Raw genomic sequence first — 16,077 nt, 5'->3', positions numbered from 1 at the left:
TCAAGCGCCGCTCCTACGGTGAGGTTTTATGAGATTATCAGCCGTTGATACCGCAATGGCGCAGCAGGGGTTCCACGCTGGGCTCGCGGCCGCGGAAGGCCTTGAACAGTTCCATGGGTTCGCGGCTGCCACCCTTGGCGAGAATTTCGCTACGGAAGGCACGGCCGGTGTCTTCGTTGAACTCGCCTTCTTCCTCGAAACGGGAGTAGGCATCCGCTGAGAGCACTTCCGCCCATTTGTAGCTGTAATACCCCGCCGCATAGCCGCCGGCAAAAATGTGCCCGAAGCTGTTGGGAAAACGGTTGAACGCGGGTGGCTGTATCACTGATACCTGCTCACGCACTTCGTTCAGGACCTGATAAATATCCAGCCCTTCCTGGTATTCGGCATGAATGCGCATGTCGAACAGGGAGAATTCCAGTTGCCGCACCATCTGCATGGCACCCTGGAAATTCTTCGCGGCCAGCATTTTTTCCAGCTTCTCCTTGGGCAGGGGCTCACCGGTTTCATAATGGCCGGAGATCAGCGCGATGCCCTCTTCCGTCCAGCACCAGTTTTCCAGGAACTGACTGGGCAGCTCCACCGCATCCCAGGCCACACCGTTGATGCCGGAAATACCGGACACATCCTGTTCGGTAAGCATGTGGTGCAGGCCGTGGCCGAACTCGTGGAACAGGGTGACCACTTCATCGTGGGTCAGCAGGCCCGGCTTGCCACCGGCGGGCGGCGCGAAGTTGCAGGTCAGATAAGCCACCGGCGTTTGCAGACTGCCGTCCGGGCGCCGACGGCGAATGCGGGCGTCATCCATCCAGGCGCCACCGCGCTTACCGGTGCGGGCATACATATCCAGATAGAAAGCCGCACGCACGCTGCCATCGTCGTCCACCAGCTCGTAGAAACGCGCATCCTCGTGCCACAGGTCCACATCATCACGCTGCCGGAATTGAATCCCGAACAGCTTGCCGACCACAGCGAACATGCCGTTAATCACGGTATCCGCCGGGAACCAGGGACGCAGCTCTTCCTCGGAAATGCTGTAGCGCTCTTCGCGCAGCCGCTCGCTCCAGAAACCGATATCCCAGGGGTTCAGATCGTCGGCACCCTTCTCGGCCGCAAAGGCCCTCAATGCCGCCAGTTCCTGTTCCGCCTGGGGCTTGGCCCGTTTGGCCAGGTCCTCGAGAAATTGAATCACCTCGTTCACATCACGAGCCATCTTGGTGGCCAGGGACTCTTCGCCAAAGTTGGCAAACCCCAGCAGTTGCGCCTGTTCGTGCCGCAATTTGAGGATTTCATCCATGATGGCGGTGTTGTCGAACTGGCCAGCCTGAGGACCCTGATCAGAGGCCTTGGTGGTCCAGGCCACGTACATTTCCTTGCGCAGCTCGGCGTTCTTGCAGTGGCTCATGACGGCAATAAAGACCGGCGCATCCAGCGTCAGCAACCAGCCGTCCTTTCCGTCCGCCTTTGCCCGGTCGGCGGCACCGGCTTTGGCACTGTCGGGCAGGCCATCCAGCTCCGCCTCATCGCTAATGTGTTTGGTCCAGGCCTGGGTGGCATCCAGGGTATTGTCGGAAAATTGGCTGGTCAGCTCAGACAGTCGCTTGGAGTTGGCCATGTATTGCGCTTTCTTGTCATCTGGCAGATCTACCCCGGAGAGGCGGAAATCACGCAGGGTATTTTCAATGTCTTTCTGCTGGGCTTCGCTGAGCGAGCTCCATTCATCACTGTCACGCAGCGCCTGGTAGGCGGCACACAGCTGTGCGTTCTGGCCCACTTCGGTGCCGTACTCACTGAGCAGCGGCAGGCAGCTGTTGTAGGCATTACGCAGGGCTTCATTCTGGGCCACCGCATTGAGATGCCCGGCAGGGCCGAAGGCCTTGCCCAGGCGGTCGTCTTCCTCATCCAGTGCCTGCACCAGATGGGCGTAATCGAACTTGCCCTCCGCCAGCACCTGCTGGATGCGCGCGCGGCCATCCGCCACCAATTGCTCCACGGCGGGCAATACGTGTTCTGGCTGGATTTTGGAAAACGGCGGCAGTTCCGGATAATCAATCAGCGGGTTGTTACTCATGGGTGTCCTGTCCTGGTTCTGTCTGCGCTGCTGGCAAGCGCTGACGAGTAGTCTCGTCCGGTTGCAGCAGCGTCTGGAAAATCAGCCACTTGCTCAGCAGGAAAACGCCAAGCAAGATCAGTATGGCAATCAATATACGGGTGGGCGGCTTGTTCATGGGCCTCCCTGACGACCACATTCAGCTATCGAGTTTATCAGTGATGGGGATTCGCCGCTTTGAAGACAAGGCCCCGCAGTTGGGGGAACGGGTATTTGTGGACCCGGATGCTACCGTGATCGGCGATGTGGTGCTGGGCGATGATTGCTCCGTATGGCCGCGGGCCGTCATTCGCGGAGATATGCATGCCATCCGCATTGGCGCCCGAGTCAGCATCCAGGACAACGCTGTGCTGCATATCACCCACGATTCCCGGTTCAACCCTGGCGGTTTTGCCCTGCAGATCGGTGACGATGTGACCCTGGCCCACCAGGCCATGCTGCACGGCTGCACCCTGGGCAACCGGGTGATGGTGGGCATGCAGGCCATCGTCATGGATGGCGCCGTAGTGGAAGACGACGTGATCATCGCCGCCGGGTCACTGGTGGGGCCTGGAAAGCGGCTGGAAAGTGGTTACCTCTACCGCGGCCAACCAGCCCGGCAGGTGCGTGCCCTCACCGCGGAAGAGAGGGAATTTCTGCCCTATGTGGCCGGGAATTATATGCGCTTGAAGGATCGGTATCTGGGTGAGGAGGGGTAAAGAGACTAACTGTAGGAGCGGCACTAGAGCCGCGAACCGAGCGTAGCGAGGGGAATGAAGATCAATCTAGCCGTCGTTCTGTTATTTCTGAAACCTGTCGAGCTCTGAGATTCCTGATCGCCCTGCGGGCGATTTCCGCGCAAGCGCGGTTCGCCATGCAAGCATAGCTCCTACAGCGGCTTCGTAGAGAACACAGATTTCGTGGGAACTTCTTGGCCTTTCCCTATCCAACCAGCGTAGCTCGTAGCTAGATCCTCCACATAAACGACATATTCCCGAAACTCAGAATATCATCGCTTTTACGAGTCGGCGATGAGGATCCCTGCAAGGTCAGCGTGAAGGAAAAATCATCCATCCTGATACCGCCGCCGAGCACCAGCCCGAGAATGCCGTCACGAGACTCAACATCATAGGGCCCACTGTTTTCTTCAAGGTAGGAATAGCCGATGTACTCGCCAAAGCTGGCAAAAAAGACTTCCCAGCCGAACCCCTCGCCATCGAACAAACCCACCAATGAACCGGCAGTACCAATGCCCGCATAATCGGGAATAAAGTTGCGCGGTAAATTCTGACCAATCCGCCAGAACCCACCGGCCCTGGCAGTACCATTAAAATTATTGGCATCCACCCCCCAGGCATAACCCACTTCACTTTCCAGCGGACCCTGAACATACCGGAACAGACGATGGGCATGAATAAAATAGGCGCCGCCGATGGCATCGTGGCCAAGCTGATTGTCCCAGCCTTTGGGCTCCTCAGAGCCGGTGATCTTGTGCACCACTTTTTGTGATTGTTCAGCGCCGGAATCCGGACCCACGATGCCAATCCGCACGCCGTAGCCGAACAGGCTGTTGCCGTTCCAGCTGAACAATCCCAACTCCAGATTACTGTAGCCCACGTAGGGAAGATCATTGAAGTCCGGCGTCTCCCTGGCGAGATCGGACGGAGTAATCATGATCTGTTCCAGGCTCAGGGTCAGTGCATGCTTATCGTCTACCAGGCTGATGCCTGGTAGCGGATCCAGCGCGGCGGCCAGACCACAGGTGAAAGTCCCATTTCTTTCACAACGATGATGGGCATCCCCCACCCAGCTGATGCGCACGCCATTGGTGTACTGGCCATCGGAACCGACGAACAAATCGTTATCCCAGGAAAACCCGAAGGTAGACGCCTGGCCACACAGGGGAAGCAGGCAGGAAAGGATCAACAGAACACGCGCGGACATGGCCATACCTCTTTCGGTAAAAAGACGTTCCCCGCTATCAACATCAAAAACGCCACCGCCGCTGCATAACCAGAAAGGCGAACGACGCGGACCATGTTATTAGTATCAATCCGTTCAGAGCTTCCACCCCGGCAATAAGACGCAAGGTGCCCACGGGATAGAGATCACCAAGACCCAGCGACGTATAACAGGCAGCGGAAAAATACAGGTGGTCCAGAAAACTGCCATCCACTGCACCGGCCAGATTCATGGCAGTATCGCCCCGATCCAGGACCAGGTAGACCAGGGCATACAGGGTCACTTCCACCATATGGGCAAAAAACATGGTGATCACAACCAGCAGAATTTCTCCACGAAAACGCTTCCAGCGTTTCAACAACGCCGACAGCCCCGCCAGAGTCCAGTAATGCAAGGTCACTGTGGTCAGCACCATGAACAGGCTGACCGCAGAGGCATACATTACTTCGTAAACGATGGCTTCGTGCTCCATGACTTATCTCAGCATGGCCATAACCGGTGCGCTATCCGGGCGCCAGCCACGCCAGATTTCAAAGGCTTCTGCGGCCTGCTCCACCAACATACCCAGACCATCGGCAGTGGCTACCGCACCCTGCTGTTGTGCCCAGATCATAAAAGGCGTCAACTCTTTGCCGTAAACCATGTCGTATGCCACAGCGCCTTCCGCCAGTAACCCCCCGGGCAGGTCCGGCATCTCGCCATGCAGACCGGCAGAGATGGCATTGATGACCAGATCGAAATGGCCCGTCAGACCGTCCAGCCCGCTACCCAATACCGGCGAGTTGTCACCGCTCATGAAACGGCGAGCCAGAATTTCCGCTTTCTCGGCCGTTCGATTGGCCACCCTTACCAGAGTCGGTTTTTCCGCCAGCAACGGTCCCATGACACCCCGCACAGCGCCACCGGCACCCAACACCAACACCCGCTTGCCGGCAATCACCCAGCCCTGGTTGTCGCGGATATCTTTTACTATGCCGGCACCATCGGTGTTGTCACCATGGAGCTGGTCACCATCCCACCACAGGGTGTTCACCGCAGCCGCCTGGCCAGCGCGCTCGGTGACCGCATCACACAGGTCGAAGGCCTGTTCCTTGAAGGGCACGGTCACGTTGGCACCCTGCCCCCCTTCTTCACGAAAGGCTTTTAACGTGCCGATGAAATCATCCAGTGGCGCTTCGCGCTTTTCATAGCGCAAATCATCATCGCGCTGGGCAGCAAAGGCATGATGAATATCCGGGGAGCGGGAATGGGCTACCGGGTTGCCGAACACACAATACAGGGCCGTCATAACCACTCCCGGTGAATCAGGAATTTTTGGTAAAGCTCGATTTCCGCACTGTCCGGCTGCGGATGCCAGTCGTAATCCCAACGCACCAGTGGTGGCAGGGACATGAGGATGGATTCGGTGCGCCCGCCAGACTGCAACCCGAAGATGGTGCCGCGATCGTAGACCAGGTTGAATTCCACATAGCGACCACGACGATAGAGCTGAAACTGACGCTCCCGGTCGCCATAATCATGCCCTTTGCGGCTTGCCACAATGGGACGGTAGGCCTGAATGTAGGCGTCGCCAACGCTGCGCATCAGCGCAAAACAGGTCTCGAAATCAAAGCGGTTTAGATCGTCGAAAAACAGTCCGCCCACGCCACGTGGCTCGTCACGATGCTTGATATAAAAGTAGTCATCGCACCAGCTTTTGAACTCCGGGTAGATGTCTTCACCGAAAGGATTACAGGCATCCCTGGCGGTCTGGTGCCAGTGCACCACATCCTCTTCGAAACCGTAGAAAGGGGTGAGATCAAAACCACCACCGAACCACCACACCGGATCTTCGCCCTCTTTTTCCGCAACAAAGAAACGGACATTGGCATGACTGGTGGGCACGTAAGGATTCTTCGGGTGAATAACCAACGATACGCCCATGGCCTGAAAACTGCGGCCGGCCAGTTCCGGGCGGGCCGCGGTGGCAGACGGCGGTAACTGATTGCCGAACACGTGGGAAAAATTCACCCCGCCCTTCTCAATCACTGCACCGTTTTCCAGCACACGGCTGCGGCCACCCCCTCCCTGCTCGCGGTCCCAACTGTCTTCACGGAAAGTGGCGCTGCCATCTTCCTCGGCCAGTTCCTCGCAAATGCGGTCCTGAAGTTCCAGCAGGTAGTCCTTCACCGCCTGCAGTGATACCTCTGACATGCCGTCTCCCGGTTTGTATTACTTGGCTTAAGCCCGCAAGGTGCGGCCACTTTCCAGATCAATAATGGTAGAGGGTTTGGCGGCCCGGTCACAGGCGCCGCTGACAATAAAGTCCAGCCTTTCACCAAGCTGACGGGCCACCTGGAACTGATTGCGGGCCGCCGGGCGGCCACTGATATTGGCACTGGTGGAAATGATCGGCTGGCCCACGGCCCGGCACAGATCTCTGGCCAAGGGGTGATCCGGTACCCGCACCGCCACCTTGGTAAAAGCGCCACGCACCCAGGCGGGTACGCTTTCGCGGGCGTCAACCAGATAGGTCAGCGGTGCTGGCCATTGCCTTGCCACTTGCTCACGCTGACTGTCGGTAAGGCGGATATAGGGTTCGAGTTGCGCCAGGTCTGCGCCGATCAGGATAAGCCCCTTGCTCACCGGCCGCTCCTTGATCGCCAGCAAATCCAATACCGCCTCTTCATTGAAAGGATCACAGCCCAGCCCATAGACCGATTCGGTGGGATAAGCCACCACGCCACCGGCCTGGATAATCTGTGCCGCGCTATGCAGATGCTGGTACATGAGAAACTCGCCCTGAAAGAAAGACGGGAAAATACCCTGCATAGGAAGCCGGCTCAAGAGAGAGCCCAGGATTGCACTGGTTAAAGAGGCACAGGGGCCAGATGTTTTGCCGTCAGAACCTTTTTGCCTTTCTTCACCTCAGTGGTGTCACACTCGACCTCCTCACCTGGGGTGAACGCCCACTCCTCCCCTTCCGGCATGGTGCCGATAATCCGGTAGCGCATACCTCCCACATGGACCGCCTCTACTGCACGCCATTCTCCTTGTCCTCGCAGCAGGGGCACATAGATCTCGAACATGGCACACCTCGAATTCAGACTCCCTGGCACCTTCAACATTCCGCCCCTGGCGAGAAAAGGTCAAATATCAGACGGGAGCCAGGGCAGGTATGCAGGGAAGGGCCATCAAGTCCGATCTAGGCCGCACCGCTGCGTTTCAGGTAGCCGCCGGCCACTCGCTCTACCCAGCCCTCCAGTTCCAGTTCGGAAAGCTGCCCTGCCAGATCGGTGATCGGCAGGCCGGTGCGCTCCTGCAAAACATCAAGGGAATTGAGCCCCCCGGTCAGGTGCTGGAGCAAGTCAGGCAAGTCCGGCTCATTGATACCCACCGCTTCGACACTACGCCGGAAGTCACCGAAGGCATGAAATATATCCTCCCGGGATTCAAGCCAGCTGGCACCATCACGCAATAGCTGATGGCAGCCCTTGCTCAAGGGATTGTGAATACTGCCGGGAATAGCGAATACCTCGCGCCCCTGGGCCAGAGCGGTGCGAGCGGTGATCAGGGAACCACTCTTGATGGCAGCTTCCACCACAATAGTGCCCAGACTCAGCCCGCTGATCACCCGATTGCGCTGGGGGAACTGGGCCGGCAGGGGCGGCGCACCGGGGGCAAACTCCGTGACCAGAGCACCACCGGCCGCCACGATCTGGCCGGCCAGCACCGCATTGCGGGGCGGATAGATGCGATCCGGCCCGCTACCCAGCACGGCCACCGTGCGCCCGCTACTGATCGCGCCCCGATGCGCAGCAGCATCCACACCCAGGGCCAGGCCACTGACGATAACAAAACCACTGCCCGCCAGATCCCGGGCAAAACGGCGACTGTTGTCCAGTCCGTCCGCTGACGCATTGCGCGCACCGACGATGGCAAGACCGGGCGCATTGAGCGCCGCCACACTGCCACGCACCGCCAACACACCGGGAGCGTCCCCGAGCTGGGCCAACAAGGAGGGATAATCCGCATCTCCCAGCGCCAGCCAGCGCCAACCTTGCTCTCGCAGATGCTCGTAATGCACAGTCAGGGAACCGGTGTGATCCAGCAGCTTGCGCCGCTCTTTCAGGCCAGCCGGCAACAGGGGGAGATAATCGGCCAGCGCAGTGCGGTCGATGGATTGCTGTTTCAGAGCGCGGCCCAGAGCCGCGGAAGACGGGGAAAACAACGCCTGCAATAGCAGGCGTTTGTATTGTCCGTCCATCGCCCACCTCCTTGTGTGCGTTTGACGGGTTGTCAGGAGCCGAAACTCCGGCGGTGAGCGCTACCGCAACTTAATGAATCAGTAGCTGCCCGCCGGGCTTTCGGCGATATCATGCATGTAAATAGGACGCTTGGACTCCATGATCAAGCCGTAGCTGACCTTGTCGAAGGCACGGAAGATCACCATGGAACCAGTCCTTTCCCTGGGCAGGCGCACCATATCCCCACGCTGGCGATCACGGACCGCCTCACCCTGACCAAAGACATCCAGCACATTGCCTTCTTTCAGTCCGTCACGCAGACCTTTGTTGACCACCACCACATCGTTACGTGCCACGCTATTGATGCGATCAAAGAAACGGATCACCTTGGCTTCGATCTTGGTATCCGGCGCCGACGGGTACAGCACGGAGCGAACCCTGCGATCTTCGGTGGAAAACAGCCGGTCATCAATCCGCAGGTCCTCGCTGGTCTTGGTCACCTGCAGAGTCAGCATATCCTCTTCATGGCCGGCCACACGCCCCAGACCGATCTGACGGGCTTCGTAGCCGAGCACTTCGTTGGTATCCGGGTCCACGTATTGCTCGCCGGTCCGGTAGAAACCGTAGCCCTGTTCCAGATTTTCCCACTGGGTCATGGCATCACGCGCATAAACGGTGTCACCTTCGCCAAAGATCACCCGACGATCACGGCCCCCAACGATGTAGGGAGCCTCGGCAATCTCCTGACGACTGACCACCAAACCTTCCTTCAGATACGCGGCAATGGCGCCGGCAGGAATGGCGGGAATAGCCTCATCGTTGGCGATCTCGCGCACTTTAGGAGTGAGTTTGACCGTGCCGTTGGGTAAAGTTTTCTCTTCCACACCGCGCTTCACCGACAGCCGGGGCTCTCCATCTACATAGGTCAGGCGGATCTCATCACCGGGATAGATCAGATGGGGATTGCTGATTTCTTCGTTGATCTGCCAGATTTCCGGCCATTGCCAGGGCTCTTGCAGAAAACGGGCGCTGATATCCCAGAGGGTATCGCCGTTCTTGACGAAATACTTGCCGGGATGCCCCTCTTTGAGCATGACCTGGGCAGCAGCCAGGCCGGATAAAGACACTAACAGCCCGAAGGCCAGGGCGCGCTGGACCGATTTCATCATCATCGGATTCCTTTTATCATTATTAGACTCATCCCCGAGAGCGGCCGTGGACCGAGTTTCACGGACACGGTTTCTTTTGGATATTAGCAATGCGATCATATATTTAGCAACCGAAATTCGAGTGCTATCGCAACTTCCGAGAAGGTACATGGCCAAACTGGAAATACTGGAATTCCCTGACCCCCGGCTACGCACGGTAGCAAAGCCTGTGGAAAAGGTAGATGACGAGCTTCGCAAACTGATCGACGACATGTTCGAAACCATGTACGCCTGCCCGGGCATTGGCCTGGCGGCTACCCAGGTGGATGTGCATCAGCGGCTGATCGTGATGGACCTGTCCGAGGACCAGACCCAGCCTCGCGTGTTCATCAACCCGGAGATCACCCCGCTCACCGATGAGGTGGCCCCATATGAAGAAGGCTGCCTGTCCGTGCCCGGCTTCTACGAGAAGGTGCAACGCCCGGCGCGGGTACATATCAAGGCCCTGGACCGGGACGGCAATACCTTCGAGGAAGAGGCCGACGAGCTGCTGGCCACCTGTATCCAGCATGAGATCGACCACCTGGATGGCAAGCTGTTCGTGGACTATGTCTCCCGGCTGAAGCGTGATCGCATCAAGAAAAAGCTGGAAAAGATCCACCGCCAGCAGGCATGAAAGCAGTGACTAGCTACGAGCTTCTAGCGGCTAGGCGCGATCATGTTTTGTCATTGTCTTGGGGAGCTGATGCCCGCGCCCGACCATGAAGCGCGGCTGACAGCTAAGTATAGGCTCACACCTGCAACCGCGTAGTTGCTCGCAGCTAGAAGCTAGAAGCTCATAGCTCTCAAACAAGAGGCTTTTCATTGAAACCCTTACGCCTTGCCTTCGCCGGCACCCCGGATTTCGCCGCCGCCAGCCTGCAAGCGGTGCTGGACAGCGACCATGAGGTGGTTGCCGTGCTCACCCAGCCGGATCGGGCCGCCGGGCGCGGCAAGAAAGTGCAACAAAGCCCGGTCAAGGTACTGGCCGAACGCCACGGCATTGCGGTACTGCAACCGGAAAACCTGAAGGGCGACGAGATCCGCCAGCAACTGCGTGACTTGAATCTGGATGCCCTGGTCGTGGTGGCCTACGGCCTGATCATTCCCCAGGAGGTGCTGGATATGCCGCGCCTGAGCTGCCTCAACGTGCACGGCTCCCTGCTACCCCGCTGGCGCGGTGCTGCCCCTATCCAGCGCGCCATCACCATGGGTGACACCGAAACCGGCAACACCATCATGCAGATGGAAGCGGGCCTGGACACCGGCCCCATGCTGCTCAGCGAAAGCCTGCCGATTGGCGATAGCGAAACTGGTGGCGAACTGCATGACCGACTCGCCGCCCAGGGCGCCCGCCTGCTGGTCACCGTACTGAACGATCTGGAGCAGTATCTGGCCAACGCCACCGCGCAGCCGGACGACGGTGTCACCTACGCCCACAAGTTGAGCAAAGCGGAAGCGCGCCTGGATTTTCGCCTGCCCACCCGCGCCCTCTACAACCGCATTCGCGCCTTCAATCCCTTTCCAGTGAGCTGGGTCCCACTGAACGGTCAGCCCATGCGTATCTGGCAAGCCAGCGAAAGCCCGCAACCTGGCCGGGATAACGATGAGCCCGGCCATATTCTCAACGTGGACGACAGCGGCATCCATGTGGCCACCGGCGATGGCGCACTGATTCTTGAAGAACTGCAACTGCCCGGCAAGCGGCGCATGGCCGTGGCCGATCTGCTGCGCGGTAACCCGGATCTGTTCCAGGTAGGCGAACCGCTGGGTGACTCCATTGACAACGTCTGACCCGCGCCTGACCGCGGTACGTGTCCTCAACAGGGTACTGCCCGGTAAAGGCGACGGGGAAAGCCTGCGCGAAGTGCTGCGTGACTTTCCCCTGCAGGGCGCCGACGGCGGCCTGATGCGCGATATCTGCTTCGGCGTCTGCCGCCACCTGCGTCCGCTCAACCACTGGCTCAACCAGCAACTGGGCAAACCCCTTAAAGCCAGCGCCCAACCGGTGCGGCTAGCGTTACTCGCCGGGCTCTACGAACTGTGGTTCAGCGAGCGCCCCGCCCACGCCATCGTCAACGCCTACCCACAGCTGTGTCGCAAACTGAAAGCCCCCTGGGCCGCCGGGCTCAGCAATGCCATTCTCCGCAAGGCCAGCAAACTGACGATGGATGAGGCCGTCGCCGACGCCAACCCCAACATCCAGCTCAGCCTGCCGGACTGGCTATTCAAGCGCTGGCAGCAAGACTGGCCCGCCGACGCGGAAGCCATGGCCCGGGCCAACCTGCAAACACCGCCCTTCACCCTGCGAGTGAACCGGCGCCAGCAGCAGCGCGCCGGAGCCATTGCCGCCCTCGGCGACGGCGCCCGCCCCGGCGAGCTGTCCCCCTGGAGCGTCTACCTGAGCCCGGCCCGCCCGGTATTCCAGCTGCCAGGTTTTGAACAGGGCGCCCTGTCGGTGCAGGACGAAGCCGCCCAGCTGCCCGGCGAAGTCCTTCAGTGTCCACCCACCGGCCGCATCCTGGATGCCTGTGCTGCACCTGGCGGCAAGACCGGCCAGCTCTGCGAGAAATTCCCCGACGCGGAGCTGGTCGCCCTGGAGCTGGAAGGCAAGCGACTGACTCGCATCAAGGAGAACCTGGCCCGCCTCAGTGCCGAGGTCACCCTGCTGCAAGGCGATGCCAGCAACCCGTCAAGCTGGTGGGACGGCACCCCCTTCGACGCCATCCTGCTCGATGCCCCCTGCTCCGCCACCGGCATCCTGCGCCGCCAGCCGGATGTGAAATGGCATCGTAAAGCGTCCGACATCCACGCACTGGTTGATTTACAAGCGCGCATGCTGGATGCACTATGGCCGCTGCTCAAACCCGGCGGCATGCTGGTGTATGCCACCTGTTCGGTACTGCGGGATGAAAACGATCATCAGGTCAGCGCCTTCCTGCAACGCCAGCCACAGGCCCGGGATGTGACGCCACGGCCGGAAGAGGCCACAATGGTCAGCGCGGGATGGCAGCTGTTCCCGCAACACCATGGCCCAGACGGTTTCTATCTGGCGTGCCTGCGAAAGGACACTTGAGCGGGCAGCGTTTTCTCCTTTGTGAGAAAAGTCGTGTAAGAGCGCCGCTCGAGGCACCAATCCTCCCCTGGTCTTACAGGGAAGGGAATCGCGCTGTTCGGGGACTGGAGAGACAGCAAAGCGCATGAAGATCATTATTCTCGGTGCCGGCCAGGTGGGCGGCACCCTGGCCGAGAACCTGGCCAACGAGCGCAACGACATCACCGTCATCGATACCGATGCGGAACGGCTGCGCGAACTGGGCGATCGCCTGGATATCGGTACCGTGCGCGGCATGGGCTGCTATCCGGCGGTGCTCAAGAATGCCGGCGCCGAAGACGCAGACATGCTGATCGCGGTCACCAACTCCGACGAGGTGAACATGATCGCCTGTCAGGTGGCCTACTCCCTGTTCCGCACGCCCTCCAAAATCGCCCGTATCCGCACCGCCCACTACACCAGCCGGTCCGACAAGCTGTTCAACGAAAACGCCCTGCCCATTGATGTGATCATCAGCCCCGAGCAGGTGGTCACCGACTATATCAAGCGGCTTATCGAGCACCCCGGCGCCCTGCAGGTGGTGAACTTTGCCGGTGGCCGGGTACAGCTGGTGGCCGTGCGCGCTTACTACGGCGGGCCACTGGTGGGCAACGAGCTGCGCGAACTGCGCAAGCACATGCCCAATGTGGACACCCGGGTGGCCGCCATCTTCCGCCGCGGCCGGCCCATCATTCCCGAAGGCAACACGGTGATCGAAGCGGATGATGAAGTCTTCTTCATCGCCGCCAAGAACGATATCCGTGCGGTGATGAGTGAATTGCGCCGTCTGGAGCACAACTACAAACGCATTCTGATTGCCGGCGGCGGCAACATCGGTTACCGGCTCGCCAAGAGCATCCAGCACCGTTACAACGTGAAAGTTCTTGAGCGCAGCCCCGGCCGCGCGGAATGGCTCGGCGAAAAACTGCATCAGACTGTGGTGTTACAAGGGCTCGCCACAGACCGGGACGAACTGCTCAAAGCCAACATCGAAAATACCGACGTGTTCTGCGCCCTCACCAACGATGACGAAGCCAACATCATGGCTTCATTACTGGCCAAGCGGCTGGGCGCGCGAAAGGTGATGACGCTGATCTCCAACCCGGCCTACGTGGATCTGGTCCAGGGCCACGATATCGATATCGCCATCTCGCCCCAGCAATCCACCATCGGCAGCCTGCTCAGCCATGTACGGCGGGGTGATGTGGTCAACGTCTATTCCCTGCGCCGGGGTGCAGCGGAAGCCATCGAGGCGATTGCTCACGGGGACAGCAAATCCTCGAAAGTGGTGGGCCGCGCCGTTGAAGACATCGACCTGCCGGAAGGCACCACCATCGGTGCCATCGTGCGCGGCGAAAAGGTGCTGATTGCCCACGATAACGTGGTGATCGAACCGGATGATCACGTGATCCTGTTCCTGATCGACAAACGCCGCACCCGGGACGTGGAAAAACTGTTCCAGGTCGGGTTTACCTTCTTCTAACGGCCGAGGCCACGCCAGCGCATGCATTTTGCACTGATCTCGAAAATTCTCGGCCTGCTACTGGTGGTGTTCAGCTTCACCATGATGCCGCCGGTGGCCGTGTCCTACTGGTATCAGGAAGGCAGCGAAGGCCCCTTCCTGGTGTCATTCGTGATCACCCTGCTGTTGGGGCTGGCCCTGTGGCTCCCCTTCTTCAAGCACAAGGAAGAACTGCAGACCCGCGACGGCTTTCTGGTGGTGACCCTGTTCTGGTCGGTACTGGGTTTGATCGGGGCCCTGCCACTGTATATCAGTAATGACGTCCCCGTCGGCTTCACCGATGCCGTGTTCGAATCCATGTCAGGGCTGACCACCACCGGTGCCACCATCCTTTCCGGCATCGATTTCCTGCCTAAATCGATTCTTTTCTACCGCCAGCAACTGCAGTGGCTGGGTGGTATGGGCGTGGTAGTGCTGGCCGTTGCCATTCTTCCCATGCTCGGCGTGGGTGGCATGCAGCTTTACAAGGCAGAAATCCCCGGCCCCATGAAGGATGCCAAGCTCACCCCGCGCATCGCCGAAACGGCCAAGGCCCTGTGGTTGCTCTACCTGTTTATCACCGTCGCCTGTGCCGTGCTTTATTGGGCAGCGGGGATGACCATCTTTGATGCCATCTGCCACAGCTTCAGCACCGTGGCCACCGGCGGCTTTTCCACCCACGACGCCTCCATGGCCTACTGGGACAACCCCTGGATCGACTGGACCGCCACCCTGTTCATTCTGATCGGCGGCGTCAATTTTGCCCTGCACTTTGCCGTCTGGCGGGGGCGCTCATTGATCGCCTATATTCTTGATCCTGAATTCCGCTTTTTCATGACCCTGTTCCTGCTTTACACCGGGCTGATTACCGTCGGCTTGCTGGCCTTCGAGGTGGATGTGACTGCCGATGATGCACTGCGCCACTCCGCTTTCCAGGTAGCTTCCTTCAGCACCGGCACCGGGCTCACCAGCACCAACGCCGCCGCCTGGCCGGGCTTTATTCCTTACCTGCTGATCTTCACCAGCTTCATCGGCGGCTGCGCCGGTTCCACCGGCGGCGGCATGAAAGCAGTGCGAGCCGCCCTGGTATTCCATCACAGCGTGCGCGAGTTGCGTCGGCTGATTTATCCCAACGGCATCTTTGCCCTTCGCTTTGGCCGCCACTCGGTCCCGGATCGGGTATTACAGGCCGTGTGGGGCTTTGTCGGGGTCTACATCACCCTCTCGGTCATCTTCACCCTGCTGTTCACCATGACCGGCATGGACCTGACTACCGCCGTCAGTGCCGTGGCCGCCAGCCTCAATAACCTGGGTGTAGGTATCGGCCAGGTCGGCGGCGGTTTTGCCAACATTACCGACAGCGCCAAGTGGATGATGACGGTACTGATGGTGGCCGGGCGACTGGAAGTATTTACCCTGCTGGTGCTGTTTACGCCCATGTTCTGGCGACAATAAAAGGGCAGTTACTAGTTAACAGTTAATAGTTGCGCGTGGGGAGCCCTGCCAACGGAAAGGCCGTGCCCACGCCAACAAAACCGCACCGTTATGCAGTCCACATAGGTTATCCCTTATGGCTTTCATTCCGCTGGCATTCGTGGGGCTTTTTATCATTCTGGCAGTGTGGGCCGTTCGCTCACCCAAGTCTCGTACCGATAAAGAAGTTGGTTTAACCCCGCAGTTTGAAGAAATCTGTGGCGGAAGGATTGGAATGATGAACTACACTTGGCCATTAGTTCGTCATTCCATCTATGATGACTTCATTGTTATCAAGTGCCTAGGTGGCTGTTACACCATCCCAAGAAATAGCGTAAAGGTTGAGAGAGGCGACGGAGTTTTATCCAATGGCGTGCTTTATAAATCGCCAAAGTATCTCGGCCAAGAACTACGCATCTGGACTAGCTCTAAAAATGTGGTTTTAGAGGTTCTAGAGAGAAATGCATAACAAGCGGCGCCAGGCAACATCACGACTCCTGCCGTAACCACCCGCTGGCCCGCCCGAAGTGATGGGCGTAACGAAT

General features: G+C 59.1%; 16 protein-coding genes. 7 read left to right on the top strand and 9 right to left on the bottom strand.

What is annotated here, in order from left to right:
• Window positions 1–37: 37 nt before the first annotated feature.
• Window positions 38–2,071, bottom strand: a complete 2,034-nt coding sequence (gene prlC / locus B3Q33_RS07435; protein WP_035249813.1) for an oligopeptidase A — start codon at window positions 2,069–2,071, stop codon at window positions 38–40.
• 200 nt (window positions 2,072–2,271) lie between these two features.
• On the opposite strand from prlC, the gene B3Q33_RS07430 reads away from it, so the two are divergent.
• A complete protein-coding gene (locus tag B3Q33_RS07430) occupies window positions 2,272–2,808 on the top strand; it encodes a gamma carbonic anhydrase family protein (protein ID WP_273009178.1) in 537 nt (178 codons plus the stop codon).
• A gap of 247 nt (window positions 2,809–3,055) precedes the next feature.
• Here the strand turns inward: B3Q33_RS07430 and B3Q33_RS07425 are convergent, their stop codons facing one another.
• From B3Q33_RS07425 to B3Q33_RS07390, 8 genes are all read right to left on the bottom strand, one after another.
• Window positions 3,056–4,033: a lipid A deacylase LpxR family protein gene (locus B3Q33_RS07425; protein ID WP_035249806.1), complete on the bottom strand. Its 978-nt coding sequence runs from the start codon at window positions 4,031–4,033 to the stop codon at window positions 3,056–3,058.
• A 43-nt stretch (window positions 4,034–4,076) separates the two neighbouring features.
• A complete protein-coding gene (locus tag B3Q33_RS07420) occupies window positions 4,077–4,523 on the bottom strand; it encodes an ion channel (protein WP_052043056.1) in 447 nt (148 codons plus the stop codon).
• 3 nt (window positions 4,524–4,526) lie between these two features.
• A complete protein-coding gene (gene aroE, locus B3Q33_RS07415) occupies window positions 4,527–5,339 on the bottom strand; it encodes a shikimate dehydrogenase (protein WP_272962824.1) in 813 nt (270 codons plus the stop codon).
• Window positions 5,336–6,244, bottom strand: coding sequence for an oxygen-dependent coproporphyrinogen oxidase (gene hemF / locus B3Q33_RS07410; RefSeq protein ID WP_035249801.1), 909 nt, complete (start codon window positions 6,242–6,244; stop codon window positions 5,336–5,338). The genes aroE and hemF overlap by 4 nt, the downstream gene beginning before the upstream one ends.
• A gap of 27 nt (window positions 6,245–6,271) precedes the next feature.
• Window positions 6,272–6,862, bottom strand: coding sequence for an L-threonylcarbamoyladenylate synthase (locus B3Q33_RS07405; protein ID WP_232222128.1), 591 nt, complete (start codon window positions 6,860–6,862; stop codon window positions 6,272–6,274).
• A 38-nt stretch (window positions 6,863–6,900) separates the two neighbouring features.
• The gene (locus B3Q33_RS07400) at window positions 6,901–7,119 is read right to left on the bottom strand and encodes a hypothetical protein (RefSeq protein WP_156964915.1); all 219 of its coding nucleotides are present in this window, start codon (window positions 7,117–7,119) and stop codon (window positions 6,901–6,903) included.
• A 116-nt stretch (window positions 7,120–7,235) separates the two neighbouring features.
• Entirely contained in the window at window positions 7,236–8,297 is a 1,062-nt protein-coding gene (dprA, locus tag B3Q33_RS07395; RefSeq protein ID WP_273009133.1) for a DNA-processing protein DprA, read from the bottom strand.
• Window positions 8,298–8,375: 78 nt separating this feature from the next.
• The gene (locus B3Q33_RS07390) at window positions 8,376–9,446 is read right to left on the bottom strand and encodes a LysM peptidoglycan-binding domain-containing protein (protein ID WP_272974412.1); all 1,071 of its coding nucleotides are present in this window, start codon (window positions 9,444–9,446) and stop codon (window positions 8,376–8,378) included.
• 148 nt (window positions 9,447–9,594) lie between these two features.
• Between B3Q33_RS07390 and def the strand changes: the two genes are divergently transcribed.
• The 6 genes from def (at window position 9,595) to B3Q33_RS07360 (ending at window position 16,001) form a co-directional block, all read left to right on the top strand.
• Window positions 9,595–10,101 carry a peptide deformylase gene (gene def, locus B3Q33_RS07385; protein ID WP_035249793.1) on the top strand — a complete coding sequence of 169 codons (507 nt, stop codon included), beginning with the start codon at window positions 9,595–9,597 and terminating at the stop codon, window positions 10,099–10,101.
• Window positions 10,102–10,289: 188 nt separating this feature from the next.
• Entirely contained in the window at window positions 10,290–11,258 is a 969-nt protein-coding gene (gene fmt / locus B3Q33_RS07380; protein WP_272979962.1) for a methionyl-tRNA formyltransferase, read from the top strand.
• Window positions 11,236–12,540, top strand: coding sequence for a 16S rRNA (cytosine(967)-C(5))-methyltransferase RsmB (gene rsmB, locus B3Q33_RS07375; RefSeq protein ID WP_232222126.1), 1,305 nt, complete (start codon window positions 11,236–11,238; stop codon window positions 12,538–12,540). The genes fmt and rsmB overlap by 23 nt, the downstream gene beginning before the upstream one ends.
• Window positions 12,541–12,664: 124 nt before the next feature.
• On the top strand, window positions 12,665–14,041 hold the full coding sequence (gene trkA / locus B3Q33_RS07370) for a Trk system potassium transporter TrkA (protein ID WP_273009135.1): 1,377 nt from the start codon (window positions 12,665–12,667) through the stop codon (window positions 14,039–14,041).
• Window positions 14,042–14,062: 21 nt separating this feature from the next.
• Window positions 14,063–15,514 (top strand): TrkH family potassium uptake protein, encoded by a 1,452-nt coding sequence (locus B3Q33_RS07365; protein WP_035249783.1) that lies wholly within the window; start codon window positions 14,063–14,065, stop codon window positions 15,512–15,514.
• A gap of 115 nt (window positions 15,515–15,629) precedes the next feature.
• The gene (locus B3Q33_RS07360; RefSeq protein WP_156964914.1) at window positions 15,630–16,001 is read left to right on the top strand and encodes a hypothetical protein; all 372 of its coding nucleotides are present in this window, start codon (window positions 15,630–15,632) and stop codon (window positions 15,999–16,001) included.
• The last annotated feature ends 76 nt before the right edge of the window (window positions 16,002–16,077 follow it).

The organism is Alcanivorax sp. UBA3183 (assembly GCF_002364155.1).
GTDB lineage: Bacteria > Pseudomonadota > Gammaproteobacteria > Pseudomonadales > Alcanivoracaceae > Alcanivorax > Alcanivorax jadensis.
Note: the sequence above shows the minus strand (reverse complement) of the source record. Positions and strands in the feature narration are given on the sequence as shown.

Coding starts and splice junctions, on each gene's coding strand:
- prlC (WP_035249813.1), bottom strand. CDS start 2,071: ATGAGTAACAACCCGCTGATTGATTATCCGGAACTGCCGCCGTTTTCC.
- B3Q33_RS07430 (WP_273009178.1), top strand. CDS start 2,272: ATGGGGATTCGCCGCTTTGAAGACAAGGCCCCGCAGTTGGGGGAACGG.
- B3Q33_RS07425 (WP_035249806.1), bottom strand. CDS start 4,033: ATGTCCGCGCGTGTTCTGTTGATCCTTTCCTGCCTGCTTCCCCTGTGT.
- B3Q33_RS07420 (WP_052043056.1), bottom strand. CDS start 4,523: ATGGAGCACGAAGCCATCGTTTACGAAGTAATGTATGCCTCTGCGGTC.
- aroE (WP_272962824.1), bottom strand. CDS start 5,339: ATGACGGCCCTGTATTGTGTGTTCGGCAACCCGGTAGCCCATTCCCGC.
- hemF (WP_035249801.1), bottom strand. CDS start 6,244: ATGTCAGAGGTATCACTGCAGGCGGTGAAGGACTACCTGCTGGAACTT.
- B3Q33_RS07405 (WP_232222128.1), bottom strand. CDS start 6,862: ATGCAGGGTATTTTCCCGTCTTTCTTTCAGGGCGAGTTTCTCATGTAC.
- B3Q33_RS07400 (WP_156964915.1), bottom strand. CDS start 7,119: ATGTTCGAGATCTATGTGCCCCTGCTGCGAGGACAAGGAGAATGGCGT.
- dprA (WP_273009133.1), bottom strand. CDS start 8,297: ATGGACGGACAATACAAACGCCTGCTATTGCAGGCGTTGTTTTCCCCG.
- B3Q33_RS07390 (WP_272974412.1), bottom strand. CDS start 9,446: ATGATGAAATCGGTCCAGCGCGCCCTGGCCTTCGGGCTGTTAGTGTCT.
- def (WP_035249793.1), top strand. CDS start 9,595: ATGGCCAAACTGGAAATACTGGAATTCCCTGACCCCCGGCTACGCACG.
- trkA (WP_273009135.1), top strand. CDS start 12,665: ATGAAGATCATTATTCTCGGTGCCGGCCAGGTGGGCGGCACCCTGGCC.
- B3Q33_RS07365 (WP_035249783.1), top strand. CDS start 14,063: ATGCATTTTGCACTGATCTCGAAAATTCTCGGCCTGCTACTGGTGGTG.
- B3Q33_RS07360 (WP_156964914.1), top strand. CDS start 15,630: ATGGCTTTCATTCCGCTGGCATTCGTGGGGCTTTTTATCATTCTGGCA.